This window comes from Streptomyces sp. NBC_01166 (genome assembly GCF_045039765.1).
Taxonomy (GTDB): domain Bacteria; phylum Actinomycetota; class Actinomycetes; order Streptomycetales; family Streptomycetaceae; genus Streptomyces.
The window spans coordinates 5,954,366-5,971,063 of record NZ_CP108613.1; the positions used below are offsets into that span (position 1 = coordinate 5,954,366).

At 70.6% G+C, this 16,698-nt stretch carries 20 protein-coding genes; 15 read left to right on the forward strand and 5 right to left on the reverse strand.

Going from position 1 to position 16,698, the window contains the following annotated elements:
- Positions 1-3 precede the first annotated feature (3 nt).
- From leuD to OG379_RS27540, 3 genes are all read left to right on the forward strand, one after another.
- The gene (gene leuD / locus OG379_RS27530) at positions 4-597 is read left to right on the forward strand and encodes a 3-isopropylmalate dehydratase small subunit (protein ID WP_393763849.1); all 594 of its coding nucleotides are present in this window, start codon (positions 4-6) and stop codon (positions 595-597) included.
- Between the two features lie 104 nt (positions 598-701).
- On the forward strand, positions 702-929 hold the full coding sequence (locus OG379_RS27535) for a hypothetical protein (RefSeq protein ID WP_033303999.1): 228 nt from the start codon (positions 702-704) through the stop codon (positions 927-929).
- Positions 930-1,071: 142 nt separating this feature from the next.
- Positions 1,072-1,722 carry an HU family DNA-binding protein gene (locus tag OG379_RS27540; protein WP_405665682.1) on the forward strand — a complete coding sequence of 217 codons (651 nt, stop codon included), beginning with the start codon at positions 1,072-1,074 and terminating at the stop codon, positions 1,720-1,722.
- An 82-nt stretch (positions 1,723-1,804) separates the two neighbouring features.
- Here OG379_RS27540 and OG379_RS27545 read toward each other — a convergent pair whose 3' ends face one another.
- Entirely contained in the window at positions 1,805-2,008 is a 204-nt protein-coding gene (locus tag OG379_RS27545) for a hypothetical protein (protein WP_147959669.1), read from the reverse strand.
- Between the two features lie 10 nt (positions 2,009-2,018).
- The gene (cofC, locus tag OG379_RS27550; protein ID WP_405665683.1) at positions 2,019-2,702 is read right to left on the reverse strand and encodes a 2-phospho-L-lactate guanylyltransferase; all 684 of its coding nucleotides are present in this window, start codon (positions 2,700-2,702) and stop codon (positions 2,019-2,021) included.
- 149 nt (positions 2,703-2,851) lie between these two features.
- On the opposite strand from cofC, the gene OG379_RS27555 reads away from it, so the two are divergent.
- Genes OG379_RS27555 through OG379_RS27565 form a run of 3 tightly spaced genes read left to right on the forward strand, consistent with a single transcriptional unit; the run spans position 2,852 to position 5,830 of the window.
- On the forward strand, positions 2,852-3,604 hold the full coding sequence (locus OG379_RS27555; protein WP_405665684.1) for a lysophospholipid acyltransferase family protein: 753 nt from the start codon (positions 2,852-2,854) through the stop codon (positions 3,602-3,604).
- The gene (locus OG379_RS27560) at positions 3,601-4,611 is read left to right on the forward strand and encodes an NAD(P)H-dependent glycerol-3-phosphate dehydrogenase (RefSeq protein WP_393763859.1); all 1,011 of its coding nucleotides are present in this window, start codon (positions 3,601-3,603) and stop codon (positions 4,609-4,611) included. Before OG379_RS27555 ends, OG379_RS27560 begins: the two co-directional genes overlap by 4 nt.
- Positions 4,612-4,645: 34 nt before the next feature.
- Positions 4,646-5,830, forward strand: coding sequence for a D-alanine--D-alanine ligase family protein (locus tag OG379_RS27565; RefSeq protein WP_393763861.1), 1,185 nt, complete (start codon positions 4,646-4,648; stop codon positions 5,828-5,830).
- Between the two features lie 32 nt (positions 5,831-5,862).
- Here OG379_RS27565 and OG379_RS27570 read toward each other — a convergent pair whose 3' ends face one another.
- Positions 5,863-6,357 carry a DUF3515 domain-containing protein gene (locus OG379_RS27570; protein WP_405665686.1) on the reverse strand — a complete coding sequence of 165 codons (495 nt, stop codon included), beginning with the start codon at positions 6,355-6,357 and terminating at the stop codon, positions 5,863-5,865.
- Positions 6,358-6,377: 20 nt separating this feature from the next.
- On the reverse strand, positions 6,378-6,611 hold the full coding sequence (locus OG379_RS27575) for an Lrp/AsnC family transcriptional regulator (RefSeq protein ID WP_056791028.1): 234 nt from the start codon (positions 6,609-6,611) through the stop codon (positions 6,378-6,380).
- Positions 6,612-6,931: 320 nt separating this feature from the next.
- Between OG379_RS27575 and OG379_RS27580 the strand changes: the two genes are divergently transcribed.
- The gene (locus OG379_RS27580; protein WP_362931441.1) at positions 6,932-7,903 is read left to right on the forward strand and encodes a thiamine-phosphate kinase; all 972 of its coding nucleotides are present in this window, start codon (positions 6,932-6,934) and stop codon (positions 7,901-7,903) included.
- 10 nt (positions 7,904-7,913) lie between these two features.
- A complete protein-coding gene (gene thiD / locus OG379_RS27585; RefSeq protein WP_405665689.1) occupies positions 7,914-8,723 on the forward strand; it encodes a bifunctional hydroxymethylpyrimidine kinase/phosphomethylpyrimidine kinase in 810 nt (269 codons plus the stop codon).
- A 219-nt stretch (positions 8,724-8,942) separates the two neighbouring features.
- Here the strand turns inward: thiD and rpmB are convergent, their stop codons facing one another.
- Complete coding sequence (gene rpmB, locus OG379_RS27590) at positions 8,943-9,128, reverse strand: 50S ribosomal protein L28 (RefSeq protein ID WP_003965989.1); 186 nt, start codon at positions 9,126-9,128, stop codon at positions 8,943-8,945.
- A 257-nt stretch (positions 9,129-9,385) separates the two neighbouring features.
- Here rpmB and OG379_RS27595 point away from each other — a divergent pair, with 257 nt between their 5' ends.
- The 7 genes from OG379_RS27595 (at position 9,386) to rpmF (ending at position 16,687) form a co-directional block, all read left to right on the forward strand.
- Positions 9,386-11,008: a DAK2 domain-containing protein gene (locus tag OG379_RS27595; RefSeq protein WP_405665690.1), complete on the forward strand. Its 1,623-nt coding sequence runs from the start codon at positions 9,386-9,388 to the stop codon at positions 11,006-11,008.
- Positions 11,009-11,059: 51 nt separating this feature from the next.
- Positions 11,060-13,324 (forward strand): ATP-dependent DNA helicase RecG, encoded by a 2,265-nt coding sequence (gene recG, locus OG379_RS27600; protein ID WP_405665691.1) that lies wholly within the window; start codon positions 11,060-11,062, stop codon positions 13,322-13,324.
- Between the two features lie 89 nt (positions 13,325-13,413).
- The gene (gene rsmD / locus OG379_RS27605; RefSeq protein ID WP_405665693.1) at positions 13,414-13,998 is read left to right on the forward strand and encodes a 16S rRNA (guanine(966)-N(2))-methyltransferase RsmD; all 585 of its coding nucleotides are present in this window, start codon (positions 13,414-13,416) and stop codon (positions 13,996-13,998) included.
- Between the two features lie 26 nt (positions 13,999-14,024).
- Entirely contained in the window at positions 14,025-14,504 is a 480-nt protein-coding gene (gene coaD / locus OG379_RS27610; protein WP_393764026.1) for a pantetheine-phosphate adenylyltransferase, read from the forward strand.
- 97 nt (positions 14,505-14,601) lie between these two features.
- Entirely contained in the window at positions 14,602-15,708 is a 1,107-nt protein-coding gene (locus tag OG379_RS27615) for a cell division initiation protein (protein WP_405665694.1), read from the forward strand.
- Between the two features lie 137 nt (positions 15,709-15,845).
- Positions 15,846-16,511 carry a DUF177 domain-containing protein gene (locus OG379_RS27620; RefSeq protein ID WP_104789413.1) on the forward strand — a complete coding sequence of 222 codons (666 nt, stop codon included), beginning with the start codon at positions 15,846-15,848 and terminating at the stop codon, positions 16,509-16,511.
- Positions 16,512-16,513: 2 nt separating this feature from the next.
- Positions 16,514-16,687 carry a 50S ribosomal protein L32 gene (gene rpmF, locus OG379_RS27625; RefSeq protein ID WP_003965982.1) on the forward strand — a complete coding sequence of 58 codons (174 nt, stop codon included), beginning with the start codon at positions 16,514-16,516 and terminating at the stop codon, positions 16,685-16,687.
- Positions 16,688-16,698: the final 11 nt, after the last annotated feature.

The following is a 16,698-nucleotide window of genomic DNA, read 5'->3' on the forward strand; positions in this document are numbered from 1 at the left end:
GCCATGGAAGCATTCACCGCACACACCGGCCGGGCCGTCCCGCTGCGCCGCAGCAACGTCGACACCGACCAGATCATCCCCGCGCACTGGCTGAAGAAGGTCACCCGCGACGGCTTCGAGGACGGGCTCTTCGAGGCCTGGCGCAAGGACGAGAACTTCGTCCTCAACCGCCCCGAGCGCAAGGGTGCCTCGGTCCTGGTGGCCGGCCCCGACTTCGGCACGGGCTCCTCGCGTGAGCACGCGGTTTGGGCCCTGCAGAACTTCGGCTTCAAGGCGGTCATCTCCTCCCGCTTCGCCGACATCTTCCGTGGCAACTCCCTGAAGAACGGTCTGTTGACCGTCGTCCTCGACCAGAAGGTCGTCGACAGCCTCTGGGAGCTGACCGAGGCCGACCCGACGGCCGAGGTGACCGTCGACCTGGAGAAGCGGCAGGTGCTCGCGGACGGAATCACGGCCGACTTCGAGCTCGACGAGAACGCCCGCTGGCGACTGCTGAATGGCCTCGACGACATCAGCCTCACTCTTCAGAACGAAGCGGACATTGCGACTTACGAGGCGGCCAGGCCGTCCCACAAGCCGCGTACAATTGACGCCTGAGCAGCGCTTTTCCCGAACTGCGCCCCCTGCCGGTAGGCAGGGGGCGCAGTCGCTTGTTGAGACCCCCTCGGGCGACAACTCGCCCCAGATGGCACAATCGGTGCATGGAACGCGACAGCCAACTCGAGCTCTATGGCCAAGTCGCCGACCGATTGAAAGAAGCACACGCAAAGGTGCGCGAACTGCAAGTCCCGGAGGGCGTACGGATGGCGCTGTCCCGGAAGCTGCTGGTCGTCACGGCCGCGGCTAAGCACGATCTCCCAGGCGCGGCAAGGCGTCTGGACCGGTTGATGAAGGACCTCGACGAGGGCCGATTCCCCGAAGGTGACTGACTCTGCGGACAGCGCAGCGGTCGACTTCGTTGCGGCACTAGGGTGATTAGCCCGTTTCGTGTTTGATTTGCGGTATATATCTGCCTAACGTGCGAAAAAGCCTGAACAGTTTCGTTCCGGCAATGTCTCCGAAGGGGAAGACGTGAACAAGGCGCAGCTCGTAGAAGCGATTGCCGACAAGGTCGGCGGCCGTCAGCAGGCCGCAGACGCTGTCGACGTGGTACTCGACGCGATCGTCCGTGCGGTTGTCGCGGGGGACCGGGTCTCGGTCACCGGCTTCGGCTCGTTCGAGAAGGTCGACCGCCCCGCCCGGTACGCCCGCAACCCGCAGACGGGCGAGCGCGTACGGGTCAAGAAGACCTCCGTGCCCCGTTTCCGTGCGGGACAGGGCTTCAAGGACCTGGTGAGCGGCTCCAAGAAGCTCCCCAAGAACGACGTGGCCGTGAAGAAGGCCCCCAAGGGCAGCCTCTCGGGCGGTTCTTCCACCCGTACGACGGCGAAGGCGGCCGCGAAGAAGGCCACCGCCAAGAAGGCCACGGCGCGCAAGACCACGGCGGCCGCGAAGAAGGCGGCCCCGGCGAAGAAGACCACCGCGAAGAAGACCACCGCGGCGGCCAAGAAGACCACGGCGGCGGCGAAGAAGACGGCCCCGGCGAAGAAGACGACGGCCACCAAGAAGACCGTCGCCGCCAAGACGGCGCCCGCCAAGAAGACCACGGCGAAGAAGGCGCCCGCGAAGAAGACCACGGCACGCAAGACCACAGCCAAGAAGGTCACCGCACGCAAGAAGTGAGACCGGGCACCGCTCGTTCCTCATACGCGCCGGGCCGGGCTCCCCTCGGGGAGCCCGGCCCGCGGGCTGTTCAGGGGCGCCCTCAGAGCGTCTGCAGCGTCACCAGGGTGATCCGCAGCGAGGCGCCCTCGCCCTCGGTCTCGATCCGCACCCGCTGCCCCGGGCGCAGCAGCCGCAGCCCTCCCGCGTCGAACGCGGGTGCGTCGAAGTCCACCGGGGTGCCGTCGTCGAGAAGCACGCTGCCGGTGCGGGTCTCGGAGTCGTACGTGAACGAGGTCGCCTGCATGAGCGGCAGCCTATCGGTCCGCGGCAGGCGCCACGGGAGCCGTCAGCGCGGCGGTGAACCGCCCCACTCCCAGTGCCAGCGCGGCCTCCAGGTCGTCGCCCGTGTCCACGTCCCTGCGTATCGAATCGATGCCCGGCAGCGAGATCTCCACCGCCCCCGAAGCCAGGTGCCGCGCCCTCGACGCCCCGCCGAAGGCCGGCCGCAATTCCACCCCGGGTGCCGCGGAAAGAAATGTTGTGCCGATTCCCTGTGCGTCACCGACAAATGCGCGGGGAAATACAGCGGAGAATTCGAGTACCCGCGCCAGATCATCCGGACGCAGTGCGGGAAGATCCGCGTTGAGCACGGCCACCGCCGCACCCCCGCGCCGGCCGCGCGCCGACCGGGCCCCGTGCTCCATCGCCGCGTCGAGCCCGGCCGCCGGGGTGTCGGCCACCGTCCGCGCGCCGAGCGCCGCCAGCGCCGCTCCGGCCACCGGGTCGTCCGTGACGACCACCACATCCCGCACCGCCCGGCAGGACAGCGCGGCCGACACGGTGTCCTGCGCGAACGCCAGGGCCAGGCGCGGACGCAGATCCCCGCCCACCGCCCGGCCGAGCCTGCTCTTGGCCCGTGCGAGCGGTTTCAGCGGGACGACCAGGGACCAGGGGCCGGTCGGGTCGGTGTTCGTGGCGATCTCCCCCTCCGTACGCATCAGCCCTTATTCTCGCCTGCCGGTAAGACAACCCGGAGGTCCGCCCCCACGGGTGAGGCGTACGGTGTTCTCCACACAGGCAGGGGCCCGGGGGCGAGGCAGCACAGCCCGAGCCCCGCGCAGCTCAGGTCCTAGAGGAAGGCGTCCGAGTGTCCCGCCGCAGAATCGGCTTCTGGTACCGCCTGGCGGCGGCCATCGCAAAACCGCCCCTGGTGGTTCTGTTCAAGCGCGACTGGCGGGGAATGGAACACATTCCGGCCGATGGCGGGTTCATCACCGCGGTCAACCACAACTCCTATCTCGACCCGCTGTCGTACGGGCATTTCCAGTACAACACCGGACGCGTGCCGCGGCTCCTCGCGAAGGCCGGACTCTTCAGGACGCCTTTCGTCGGAATGATCCTGCGCGGCACCGGCCAGATCCCCGTCTACCGGGAGACGACCAACGCACTCGACGCCTTCCGCGCTGCCGTGGACGCCATCGAGCGGGGGGAGTGCGTCGCCTTCTATCCGGAAGGCACGCTCACCCGCGACCCCGACATGTGGCCGATGGCCGGCAAGACCGGTGCCGCCCGGGTCGCGCTGATGACCAAGGCCCCGGTCATCCCCGTCGCCCAGTGGGGCGCCAACCTGGCGATGCCGCCCTACGCCAAGGAGAACAAGCTCCAGCTGTTCCCCCGCAAGACCCTGCGCGTGCAGGCCGGTCCGCCGGTCGACCTCTCCCGCTACTACGGCCTCGAACCGACGCCCGACGTCCTGCGCCAGGCCACCGAGACCATCATGGCCGCGATCACCGTCCAGCTCGAGGACGTACGCGGCGAGAAGGCCCCCGCCGAGCTCTACGATCACCGCAAGGCCCGCGCCGAACAGCGGCGCAAGGCAGAGGGAAAGGGAACGACGTGACGCACCCCGCGAAGGCGGCCGTCTTCGGAACCGGCTCATGGGGTACGGCCTTCGCCATGGTCCTCGCCGACGCCGGCTGCGAGGTCACCCTCTGGGGACGCCGCGCCGAGGTCGCCGAGGCCGTCAACACCACCCGCACCAACCCGGGCTACCTGCCGGGCGTGGAACTGCCCGCCTCGGTCCGGGCGACGACCGACGCCGCCGAGGCCCTGCGCGGCGCCGACTTCGCCGTCCTCGTCGTGCCCTCGCAGACCCTGCGCGCCAACCTCGCCGACTGGTCGCGGCATCTGGAGCCCGGCACGGTGCTCGTCTCCCTGATGAAGGGCGTCGAACTCGGCACCGCCAAGCGGATGAGCGAGGTCATCGAGGACGTCACCGAGGTCACCCCGGACCGGATCGCCGTCATCACCGGCCCCAACCTCGCCAAGGAGATCGCCGAACGCCGCCCCGCGGCCGCCGTCGTCGCCTGCTCGGACGAGAACGTCGCCCAGCGCCTCCAGGCCGCCTGCCACACCCCGTACTTCCGGCCGTACACCAACACCGACGTGGTCGGCTGCGAACTCGGCGGCGCGGTCAAGAACGTCATCGGCCTCGCCGTGGGCATCGCCGACGGCATGGGCCTCGGTGACAACGCCAAGGGCTCCCTCATCACCCGCGGGCTCGCCGAGACCACCCGGCTGGGACTCGCCATGGGGGCGGACCCGCTCACCTTCTCCGGCCTGGCCGGACTCGGTGACCTGGTGGCGACGTGCTCCTCACCGCTCTCGCGCAACCACACCTTCGGCACGAACCTCGGGCGGGGGATGACCCTCCAGGAGACCGTCGCCGTCACGAGCCAGACCGCTGAGGGCGTCAAGTCCTGCGAATCCGTGCTCGATCTGGCGCGCAGGCACGGCGTCGACATGCCGATCACCGAGACGGTCGTCGGCATCGTCCACGAGGGCAAGCCGCCGGTGGTCGCCCTCAAGGAGCTGATGTCGCGCAGCGCCAAGCCCGAGCGACGCTGACTCGAGCCCTACCAGCAGGTACGCTCATCGCGATATGAGCAGCCAGAACCTCCCCCAGAGCACTGAGAGCCCGCTGAGCTCCGAGCAGAGCTCCGAGCCGGGCCGCAAGCCGCGCGTGGCCGTCGTGTTCGGCGGCCGCAGCTCCGAACACGGCATCTCGGTCGTCACGGCCGGTGCCATCATGAGCGCCATCGACCGGACGAAGTACGACGTCCTGCCGATCGGCATCACGAGGGACGGACGTTGGGCCCTCACGTCCGACGACCCGGCCCGCATGGCCATCACGGACCGGCAGGTACCCGACGTGGACCAGCTGGCCGACTCCACGCAGGGCGCGGTGACGCTCTCCGTCGACCCCGGCAACCGTGACGTCGTCGTCAGCGAACCCGGCGCGGTGCCCACGGCCCTGGGCGAGGTCGACGTCGTCTTCCCCATGCTGCACGGCCCCTACGGCGAGGACGGCACGCTCCAGGGGCTCCTGGAGCTCTCCGGCGTCCCCTACGTCGGCGCCGGCGTCCTGTCCTCGGCCGTCGGCCAGGACAAGGAGTACATGAAGCGGGTGTTCACCTCCTTCGGGCTGCCGGTCGGCCCGTACGAGGTCGTCCGGCCCCGGGAGTGGGAGTCGGACCGCCCCGCGGCCCGCAAGCGCATCATGGAGTTCGCTGCCGAACACGGCTGGCCGCTCTTCATCAAGCCCGCCCGCGGCGGCTCCTCCATGGGCATCACCAAGGTCGACGACGCCGCCGGGCTCGACGAGGCGATCGAGGAGGCCCGCCGGCACGACCCCAAGTTCCTCGTGGAGTCCCTGCTGCGCGGCCGCGAGATCGAGTGCGGCGTGCTGGAGTTCGAGGACGGACCGCGCGCCAGCGTGCCCGCCGAGATCCCGCCCGTCACGGCCCACGACTTCTACGACTTCGAGGCCAAGTACATCGACTCGGCGGCCGGCCTGGTTCCCGCTCCGCTCACCGAGGAGCAGACGGCCGAGGTGCAGCGCCTCGCCGTCGAGGCGTTCGAGGCGGCCTCCTGCGAGGGCCTCGTGCGCGCCGACTTCTTCCTCACCGAGGACGGCACGTTCGTCATCAACGAGATCAACACCATGCCGGGCTTCACCCCGATCTCCATGTTCCCCCGCATGTGGCAGGCGAGCGGCGTGGAGTACCCGGAGCTGGTCGACCGGCTGATCACCTCCGCGCTGAACCGCTCCACCGGCCTGCGCTGAGCCGTCGAGGGCTGTCCCGCGCGGGACAGCCCTCAGAGACTGTCGGGGACCGTCTTCTTCACTGGCACGGCGAACGCGGACAACGGGGTGATGTCATGGGCGTACTCCGTCCCGAGCGTCACCTCGACATACGCCTTGCGGTAGGTGGTCGTGAACCGCGGGCCGCCGTCGGCGTCATCGGGTTGCTCCAGCAGCCAGTTGACGCCGTCCGCGTCAACGGCCTTCGACTGGGAATCATCCATCCTCGCGGGCCGGGGGACACCGCAGCGCAGTACGATCGCCCCGTCCCCCCAGCCGGCGGTCAGGTCCGAATCCGGTGAGGGATCACTCCGTTCCAGATCGTCGACGGTCTCCGGCAGCTCCTTGTGCAGGTCCTCGCAGTACCCGGCGGCCTCCGGCGACGGCGTGGGGACCGCCACCGAGGGCTGGCCGCCACCGCCGGAACAGCCCGCCACGGCGAGCACGCACAGTGCGGCGGAGGGGGCGAGAACACGGGAACGGGGGGACCGGCGGCGGGTGTGAGTCACCGGACCAGCGTAGACAGGGGTCAGAGGTGGACGACCGGGCAGGTCAGGGTGCGTGTGATGCCGTCCACCTGCTGGACCTTGGCGACCACCATGCGGCCGAGGGCGTCGACCGTGTCGGCCTGCGCCCGCACGATCACGTCGTAGGGGCCTGTGACGTCCTCTGCCTGGATCACTCCCGGGAGCTTAGCGATGGTCTCGGCGACGATCGACGCCTTGCCCACCTCGGTCTGGATGAGGATGTACGCCTGTACCACGGAACCTCCAGAGCGGCCACGAGGATCATGTGGGGGAAAGGGACGCCACGTTATCGCGTTGCCCCGGGCCGAGGGGAGACCTGCGGGCCGGTTGACGCCCACAGCGTGGCGCACGCACCACAGAAGTTGACGTATCTCTTGACGGTACCGACAGCAGTTGGGGCTCGCGACCGCAAGCCCACCGGTGCGGAAGGGCGACAGTGACGCCCGTCCGCCCCGGGGCCACCGGCTCCCGTGGGCCGTCCGCCCACGGTCCGGACCTCCGGCCGCTGAAGCAGCCCGGACAGGTGTCCGGTGCGATAGATGAGAGGTGAGACTCGGTGAAGGGAACCGTGGGCGAGTTGGGGGAGTTCGGGCTCATCAGAGAGCTCACGTCCCGGCTCACCACCACTCCGGCGGTACGGCTGGGACCCGGCGACGACGCCGCGGTCGTGGCCGCTCCCGACCGCAGGGTCGTGGCCAGTACGGACATCCTGCTGGAAGGGCGGCACTTCCGCCGCGACTGGTCGACGGCGTACGACGTCGGCCGCAAGGCCGCCGCCCAGAACCTCGCCGACATCGCCGCCATGGGCGCCGTGCCCACGGCGCTGCTGCTCGGTCTCGTCGTACCGGCCGACCTGCCGGTCACCTGGGCCGCCGAGCTCATGGACGGACTGCGTGACGAGTGCCAGGTCGCCGGTGCGGCCGTCGTCGGCGGCGACGTCGTCGGGGGAGACACCATCACCGTCGCGATCACCGCGCTCGGTGACCTGCGCAACCACGAGCCCGTCACCCGGGCCGGCGCCCGGCCCGGCGACGTCGTGGCCGTCACCGGGTGGCTCGGCTGGTCCGCTGCCGGATTCGCCGTGCTCTCCCGGGGGTTCCGCTCGCCGCGCGCCTTCGTCGAGGCGCACCGGCGCCCCGAACCGCCGTACCACGCGGGCCCCGCGGCCGCCGGGCTCGGCGCCACCGCCATGACCGACGTCAGCGACGGGCTCGTCGCCGACCTCGGGCACATCGCCGAGGCCAGCAAGGTCCGTATAGACCTGCGGTCCGGGCTCATCGACATCCCCTCGCAGATGTCCGACATCGGGCAGGCCGTCGGGGTCGACCCCCTGCAGTGGGTGCTGACCGGGGGAGAGGACCACGCGATCGTGGCGACGTTCCCCGCCGATGTGAAGCTCCCCGCGCGCTGGAAGGTCATCGGAGAGGTCCTCAACCCGTCGGCGCTTCCCCAGGTCACCGTCGACGGAGCGCCCTGGACGAGCAAGGGCGGCTGGGACCATTTCGGATCCATCGAGGACGCCCAGTAGATTCCGGGGCATGACCGCACCTGCCCCGATACCGCCCCGTGTCCTCACCGTCGCCGGATCCGACTCCGGCGGCGGTGCGGGCATCCAGGCCGATCTCAAGACGATGCTGGCACTCGGCACCCACGGAATGAGCGTGCTGACCGCGGTGACCGCCCAGAACTCGCTGGGCGTGCAGGGAGCCTGGGAGCTGCCGGCGGACGCCGTACGCGCCCAGTACCGCAGCGTCGTCGACGACATCGGCGTCCAGGCGGTGAAGACCGGCATGCTGTCCTCGGCCGCGCTCGTCGACACCGTCGCGGAACTCCTCGCGGGGACCGGCGCACCCGTCGTCGTCGACCCCGTGGGGGTCTCCAAGCACGGGGACGCGCTGCTGGCCGCCGAAGCCCTCGACTCCGTACGCACGAAGCTGCTGCCCGTCGCCACGGTCGCCACCCCGAACCTCGACGAGGTGGCCCAGCTCACGGGCGTCACCGTCACCGACGAACCGGGTATGCGCAGAGCAGCCGCCGAGATCCTCGGCTACGGACCGCGCTGGGTGGTGATCAAGGGCGGCCATCTGCCCGGCGAGGCCGTGGACCTGCTGACGGACGGCAGCGAGGAGCACTGGCTGCGCGCCCCGAGGCTCGACAACCGGCACACCCACGGCACGGGCTGCACCCTCGCCTCCGCCATCGCCTGCGGCCTCGCCCGCGGCCAGGACGTCCCGACCGCCGTGCGGGGCGCGAAGGAGTACGTCACCGGCGCGATCCGGGCCGGCTTCGCGCTGGGCGGCGGGATCGGCCCCGTCGATCACGGCTGGCTCACCCGCACCGACGGCTGACCCCCTGCCCGGAAACGTCATCCCTGCGACGCAGGCGGGCCCGGACGGTCCGGGGAACGCGAGGCCGCCGCCCGGCAGTCCACCGGGCGGACGTGACCGCGGCTCCGGGAGCGCGGGGGCCAGGGGCGCGACGGACCCGAGGCGGAGCACAGCAAAAAGCCGGTCCACCGAGGTGGACCGGCTTTTTGGGCAACCGGAAGGCTGCGCTACGACGAAACGTCAGCGCGCGACCTTGCCGGCCTTGATGCACGAGGTGCAGACGTTGAGCCGCTTCGGCGTCCGACCGACCACGGCACGCACGCGCTGGATGTTGGGATTCCAGCGACGGGACGTACGGCGGTGCGAGTGCGAAATGCTGTTGCCGAAGCTCGGCCCCTTGCCGCAAACGTCGCAGTTGGCAGCCACGGGTCACTCCAAAGACTTCAGATGCACTTACAGTGAAATCCGGCGCGCCGGATTCATTTTACTGAAGTGGCGGTACCGGAGGATTGGCCCGACTTTCGTCGGGCAACCGAAGCAGCATACAACGGCTGCGTCGGAGATACGAAACTACCACGGCTCCACGGGCTCTCCGTCCCGCACCTGCACCCGCCGGGCCCCGCGCACGACGGCTACCCTGCGGTGCAGCCAGCCCCCCACGGCCGCCCCAAGGAGGACCAACGGTGCCGCAGTCGCCCGACGATCTCGACGCCGTCGCGGTGCGCACCTGGTGCTCACTGGCCCTGGAGGCCCTGGGCCGGGAGCGGGCGGCCATCGACGCCATCAACGTCTATCCCGTCGCCGACGGGGACACCGGCACCAACCTCTATCTCACCGTCGAGTCGGCGGCCGCGGCCGTCGAGGCGGTCTTCGCCGCCCATGAGACCGGCTCCACCGTGCCCGGCCCCGCCGACGCGGTGCGGGCCATGGCGCACGGCGCGCTGATCGGGGCCCGGGGCAACTCCGGGACCATCCTGGCCCAGCTGCTGCGCGGCATGGCCTCCGTCCTGTCGGAGTCGGGTGACGCCCGTCACCTGCGGACCGCGCTGGCGGAGGCCGCCGCGGCGGCGCGGCTGGCCGTGGCCCATCCCGTCGAGGGCACGGTGCTCACGGTCGCCACCGCCGCCGCCGAGGCGGCCGCGGCCACCGCAGGGAGCGCCCGGCTCACGGAGGTGGCCGAGGCGGCGTACGAAGGGGCGCGCACCGCCCTGGCAGCCACCCCCGGCCAGCTCGCCGTCCTCGGCCGCGCGGGCGTCGTCGACGCCGGCGGGCAGGGCCTGGTGACCGTGCTCGGCGCACTGCTGGAAGCGGTCGGCGGACGTGTGCGGGAGCGCGCCGTCACACCCGCCCCCGACGTCCTTCCGCTGACCGGCGACTGCGCGGACGCGGGCCCGGACAGCGGGCCGGCCTTCGAGGTCATCTATCTGCTGGAGGCGCCCGACGACGCGGTCGCCCGGCTGCGGAGCAGGCTGGACGCCCTGGGGGACTCACTCGTCGTGGTCGGCGGCGACGGCCTGTGGAACGTCCACGTCCATGTCGACGACGCGGGGGCGGCCGTCGAGGCCGGGGTCGAAGCCGGCCGGCCCTACCGGATCCGGATCACCCACTTCGCCGCCGACCGGGGCTCGGCCCACCGTGAACCCGCCCAGCGCGCGGTCGTCGTGGTCGTACCCGGCGACGGGCTCTCCGGCCTGTGCGCCGAGGCCGGGGCGACCACCGTGCTGGCACGTCCCGGTGAGCCGCCCGCCAGCGGCGAACTGGTCGACGCCATCCGCCGGGCGCACGCACGGGAGGTGGTCCTGCTGCCGAACGACGCACAGCTGCGCCACACGGCCGCCGCTGCCGCCGAACAGGCCAGGGGCGAAGGCATCCGCGTCGCCCTGGTCCCCACCCGCGCCGCGGTCCAGGGCATCGCCGCGCTCGCCGTCCATGAACCCGGACGCAGCTTCGACGAGGACGTCGTCGCGATGACGTCGGCGGCCGGTGCCACCAGGTACGCCGAACTGGCAGTCGCAGAAAGGCAGTCGTGGACCATGGCGGGCATCTGCCAGGCCGGCGACATCCTCGGTCTGATCGACGGGGACGTCGCCGTCATCGGTGAGGACGTCCCCGGCACGGCCCGTACGGTGCTGGACCGGATGCTGTCGGCGGGCGGCGAACTCGTCACGCTGATCCTGGGGGAGGACGTGCCCGACGACCTCGCCGACGAGCTGAGCGAACACGTCCGCGAGGGCTACCTCGCCGTCGACACCGTCGTCTACCGGGGCGGCCACCAGGCGGCGCCCCTGCTCATCGGCGTCGAGTGACACGTCGAGCGGGGCGGCGCACGGAGACATCTGTCAGTGGCGTGGTGTGCAATGGACCGCGTGTCCGCTTTCGATGAACCCCTGAAGAAGCTGCTCGGCGGAGCCACCGCGAAGGTGATGGCCGAACACCTCGACCTGCACACGGTCGGTGATCTGCTGCACCACTACCCGCGGCGCTACGAGGAGCGGGGCCGCCTCACGGCGCTCACCGAGCTCCCGCTCGACGAGCATGTGACGGTCGTCGCCCAGGTCGCCGACGCGCGGATCATGATGTTCAACAACGGCCGCGGCAAGCGGCTGGAGGTCACCCTCACCGACGGGAGCGGCCGGCTCCAGCTGGTCTTCTTCGGGCACGGCGTCCACAAGCCCCACAAGGAGCTCCTGCCCGGCCGCCGGGCGATGTTCGCGGGCAAGGTCTCCGTCTTCAACAGGAAGATGCAGCTGGCCCATCCCACGTACCAGCTGCTCGACGCGAGGGACGATGACGACCCGGCCGATGTGACCGAGGCCGTCGACGCCTTCGCCGGGCAGCTGCTGCCGATCTACCCGGCCTGCAAGCAGCTCGACTCCTGGCGGATCGCCAAGGCCGTCGACACGGTCCTGCCCAGCGCGCAGGAGGCGGTGGACCCGCTGCCCCCGGCGCTGCGCGAAGGGCGCGGCTTCGTCCCCCTGCCCGAGGCGCTGCTCAGGATCCACCGCCCGCACACCAAGGCGGACATCGCGGCCGCGCGGGACCGGCTGCGCTGGGACGAGGCCTTCGTCCTCCAGGTCGCGCTCGCCCGCCGCCGCTACGCCGACACCCAGCTTCCCGCGGTGGCCCGCAGGTCCGTTTCCGGCGGTCTGCTCGACGCCTTCGACGCCAAGCTGCCCTTCACGCTCACCGAAGGCCAGCAGAAGGTCACCGGAGAGATCTTCGGCGACCTGGCGACGGAACACCCGATGCACCGGCTGCTGCAGGGCGAGGTCGGGTCCGGCAAGACGCTGGTCGCTCTGCGGGCCATGCTCCGGGTCGTCGACGCGGGCGGCCAGGCCGCGATGCTGGCCCCGACCGAGGTGCTCGCCCAGCAGCACCACCGGTCCGTCTCCGAGATGATGGGCGAGCTGGCCGAGAGCTGGGGGTTGTGGCGCGAAGCGCCTCTCGACGGGCCGGGCGACGGGCGGGCGCTCGGCGGATCCGGCCTGGGCACCAAGGTCGTCCTGCTCACCGGCTCCATGGGCACGGCGGCCCGCCGCCAGGCGTTGCTCGACCTCGTCACGGGCGAGGCCGGGATCGTCATCGGTACCCACGCGCTGATCGAGGACAAGGTCCAGTTCCACGACCTCGGCCTGGTCGTCGTCGACGAGCAGCACCGCTTCGGCGTGGAACAGCGCGACGCGCTGCGCTCCAAGGGCAAGCAGCCGCCCCACCTGCTCGTCATGACGGCCACCCCCATTCCCCGTACGGTCGCGATGACCGTCTTCGGTGACCTGGAGACCTCCGTCCTGGACCAGCTCCCCGCCGGCCGTTCGCCGATCGCCAGCCACGTCGTCCCCGCCAAGGACAAGCCGCACTTCCTCAGCCGCGCCTGGGAACGCGTCCGCGAGGAGGTGGAGAACGGCCACCAGGCGTACGTGGTCTGCCCCCGCATCGGGGACGACGCCGACGAGGCCGGGAAGAAGAAGGGGAAGAAGAAGACCGCCCCCGAGGACGACGCGGAGAAGCGGCCGCCGCTCGCCGTGCTGGACATCGCCGAGCAGCTCGCCAAGGGCCCGCTGGCCGGCCTGCGCGTCGAGGTCCTCCACGGCAGGATGCCGCCCGACGACAAGGACGACGTCATGCGCCGGTTCGCCGCCGGCGAGGCCGATGTCCTGGTCGCCACCACCGTCATCGAGGTCGGGGTGAACGTCCCCAACGCCACCGCGATGGTGATCATGGACGCCGACCGCTTCGGGGTGTCCCAGCTGCACCAGCTCAGGGGCCGCGTCGGACGCGGAAGTGCCCCCGGCCTCTGTCTGCTGGTCAGCGAGGCCCACGAGGCGAGCCCCGCCCGGGCCAGGCTCTCCGCGGTCGCCGCCACCCTCGACGGCTTCGAGCTCTCCCGCATCGACCTCGAACAGCGGCGCGAGGGCGACGTCCTCGGACAGGCCCAGTCCGGTGTCCGTTCCTCCCTGCGGGTGCTCAGCGTCATCGACGACGAGGAGGTCATCGCAGCCGCCCGCGAGGAGGCCGTCCGCGTCGTCGCGGACGACCCCGGGCTCGAACGCCTGCCGGAGCTGCGCACGGCGCTGGACGCCCTGCTCGACAAGGACCGGGAGGAGTACCTCGACAAGGGGTGACCGGGCGGATCCCCGGCGACGCCATATCGTGGGGAGCACAGCACACGTTCCGTCCTGTGTGCCGCCCGCGACCCGAGGAACAGACACCCATGACCCGCGTGATCGCCGGCTCGGCCGGCGGACGCCGCCTGGCCGTCCCGCCCGGCACCGGCACCCGCCCCACCTCCGACCGTGCGCGCGAGGCCCTGTTCTCCACCTGGGAAGCGCTTCTGGGCACCCTCGACGGCGTCCGCGTCGCCGATCTCTACGCGGGCTCCGGCGCGGTGGGCCTGGAGGCGCTCTCGCGAGGAGCGGCCCACGCGCTGCTCGTGGAGGCCGACGCCAAGGCCGCGCGCACCGTCCGCGACAACATCCGCTCGCTCGGTCTGCCCGGCGCCGAATTCCGTGCGGGCAAAGCCGAACAGATCGTGGCGGGACCGGCACCCGCGGAACCGTACGACGTGGTTTTCCTCGATCCGCCGTACGCCGTCACCGACGACGATCTCCGGGAGATCCTGCTCACACTCCGTGCTCAGGGGTGGCTCACGAGCGACGCCCTCGTCACGGTGGAACGGAGCACCAGAGGCGGAGAATTCAGCTGGCCCGACGGATTCGAGCCACAGCGGGCCCGTCGATACGGCGAAGCCACGTTTTGGTACGGTCGCGCCGCCTCTACGTGCGAAGACGCACGATGACCGCACCGGAGAGCGAGGGAACCACGTTGCGCCGCGCCGTCTGTCCGGGGTCGTTCGACCCCATCACCAACGGACATCTCGACATCATCGGACGAGCCTCGAAGCTGTACGACGTCGTGCACGTCGCCGTGATGATCAACCAGTCCAAGAAGGGCCTGTTCACCGTCGACGAGCGGATCGAGCTGATCCGCGAGGTCACGGCGGACTTCGGCAACGTGGAGGTCGAGTCCTTCCACGGCCTGCTGGTCGACTTCTGCAAGCAGCGCGACATCCCGGCGATCGTGAAGGGCCTGCGGGCCGTCAGCGACTTCGACTACGAGCTGCAGATGGCCCAGATGAACAACGGCCTCTCGGGGGTCGAGACGCTCTTCGTCCCGACGAACCCGACCTACAGCTTCCTGTCGTCCTCCCTGGTCAAGGAGGTCGCCACCTGGGGTGGCGACGTGGCTCACCTGCTGCCGCCGGCGGTCCACGAGGCCCTCGTGAAGCGTCTCGGCGAGAAGTGATGCGCTGACCGACCGTCACCAGGTGTCGGACGGGAGGCGACTGGCCTTACAGTCGTCCCGTCCGTCTCCAACAGCAGCAGAGAGTGGCGAGCACACGGTGGACGTGCAGAAGAAGCTCGACGAGATCGTCGAAACGGTCGGGAACGCCCGCTCCATGCCCATGTCGGCGTCCTGCGTGGTCAACCGGGCCGAACTGCTCGCGATGCTGGAGGAGGTCCGCGAGGCCCTGCCCGGTTCGCTGGCCCACGCCGAGGAGCTCATCGGCGGCCGTGAGCAGCTCGTCGAGCAGGCCCGGCAGGAGGCCGAGCGGATCATCGAGTCGGCCCGCGCGGAGCGCGGTTCGCTGATCTCCGGCACCGAGATCGCCCAGCGGTCCCAGGCCGAGGCGGACCGGATCCTGTCCGAGGCCCGCCGGGAGGCCGACGAGGTCCGCGGCGAGGCCGACGAGTACGTCGACAGCAAGCTCGCCAACTTCGAGGTCGTCCTCACCAAGACCATCGGCTCCGTCGACCGGGGCCGGGAGAAGCTCCTGGGCCGGAGCGAAGGCCTCGACGAGCAGGGCTACGAGGACCCCGACTTCGCCGAGGCTCCCGAGCGCAGCGCCGACCCCGAGACGCTCCGCCGCCGCGCCGACGACTACGTGGACACCAAGCTCGGCGCCTTCGAGGCCGTGCTCGCCAAGACCCTGGAGGCCGTCGGCCGGGGCCGCCAGAAGCTGCACGGCCGGGTCGCCACCGACGAGCTCGGCGCGCACATGGCCGCCCAGGACGCGGCGGGCGGCCACCTGCACACCAGCGACGAGGACCACTGGGCGGGCCTTGCCGAGCTCGCCACCTCCGAGCCGCGGCAGAGCCCCCGGCAGCCGTCCTACGCCGAGCCCGCACAGCCGGACTACACGCCGGTCGCCGACTACCAGGACCCGGCGCAGACCGGCTTCCCGGTCCAGGGGCAGCCCGAGACGCAGTACGCGCAGACGTACGGCTACCAGGACCAGCAGCTCCAGGACGGCTACGCCTACCAGCAGCAGGACCCGTACGCCGCCTACCAGCAGCAGCCGTACGACCCGAACCAGCAGCAGGAGTACTGGCCGCAGCAGGGCCAGGTGCCCGTGCAGCAGGGCGAGAGCGCGCTCGACGAGACCAGCCTCTTCGACACCAGCATGATCGACCTGGAACAGCTGCGCCGCTACGAACAGGGCCGCTGACCGGAGCGGGGCGTACCGGATTGGGAGCTGGGCGGTACGTCCAGTATCCTGGCTCTTCGGTCGCGTGTATGTCCGCGATCCCGGCTGCCCTCTTTCCGTCAGGACAGGGGTGGCCCTCCCGAAGCCGCACCACGCACATGATCTCGAAAGCAGGAAAAGCCCTGAACGGCCATCTCGACCACCGCAGCCCTCTCGTGTTCGATACGCGCGAGCTGGGTCGGCGTCCTGGTGCCATGAAGCGGCTGACCCGCACGGTGGAAGCTCCGAAGGACCTCGGTATCGACGGGGTCATCGGTGTGCAGGAGAATGCGCCCCTGGCGCTGGACCTCCGCCTCGAATCGGTCATGGAAGGGGTGCTCGTCACAGGCACCGCCCGTGCGACGGCCGAGGGGGAGTGCGTAAGGTGTCTGGAGCCGCTGGCCCTCGAGGTCGAAGCGGACTTCCAGGAGATGTTCTCGTACCCTGACGCCGATGACCGGAACCGCAGCAGGACCGCGGACCCGGTCGACGACGCCGAGGACGACGAGGACAGGTTCTTTCTCGAGGACGACTCGTTCGACCTCGAGCCTGTGCTGCGTGACGCGGTGGTGCTCGCACTGCCGCTGCAGCCGGTGTGCAAGGAGACCTGTGCCGGTCTGTGTTCCGAGTGCGGAATCAGGCTGGACGAGAATCCGGACCACCACCACGATGCCGTCGACATCCGTTGGGCGGCACTGCAAGGACTCGCCGAGACCGTTCAGGACGGCGAGAAGGACAACATGGGCGGCGCCGAACCGGGCGTCGACGAGAAGCAGGAGAAGTAGCCGTGGCTGTTCCGAAGCGGAAGATGTCGCGCAGCAACACGCGCCACCGCCGGTCGCAGTGGAAGGCTGCGGTCCCCACCCTGGTTTCGTGCGAGCGTTGCCAGGAGCCGAAGCTCCAGCACATTGCGTGCCCGAGCTGCGGCACCTACAACAAGCGCCAGGTCCTCGAGGTCTGAGCGGCTGGTGA

Excerpts from the sequence above, each read along its gene's own strand:
- leuD (WP_393763849.1), top strand. The coding sequence starts at position 4 with ATGGAAGCATTCACCGCACACACCGGCCGGGCCGTCCCGCTGCGCCGC.
- OG379_RS27535 (WP_033303999.1), top strand. The coding sequence starts at position 702 with ATGGAACGCGACAGCCAACTCGAGCTCTATGGCCAAGTCGCCGACCGA.
- OG379_RS27545 (WP_147959669.1), bottom strand. The coding sequence starts at position 2,008 with ATGCAGGCGACCTCGTTCACGTACGACTCCGAGACCCGCACCGGCAGC.
- cofC (WP_405665683.1), bottom strand. The coding sequence starts at position 2,702 with ATGCGTACGGAGGGGGAGATCGCCACGAACACCGACCCGACCGGCCCC.
- OG379_RS27565 (WP_393763861.1), top strand. The coding sequence starts at position 4,646 with ATGAGCAGCCAGAACCTCCCCCAGAGCACTGAGAGCCCGCTGAGCTCC.
- thiD (WP_405665689.1), top strand. The coding sequence starts at position 7,914 with ATGACCGCACCTGCCCCGATACCGCCCCGTGTCCTCACCGTCGCCGGA.
- recG (WP_405665691.1), top strand. The coding sequence starts at position 11,060 with ATGGACCGCGTGTCCGCTTTCGATGAACCCCTGAAGAAGCTGCTCGGC.
- rsmD (WP_405665693.1), top strand. The coding sequence starts at position 13,414 with ATGACCCGCGTGATCGCCGGCTCGGCCGGCGGACGCCGCCTGGCCGTC.
- OG379_RS27620 (WP_104789413.1), top strand. The coding sequence starts at position 15,846 with ATGATCTCGAAAGCAGGAAAAGCCCTGAACGGCCATCTCGACCACCGC.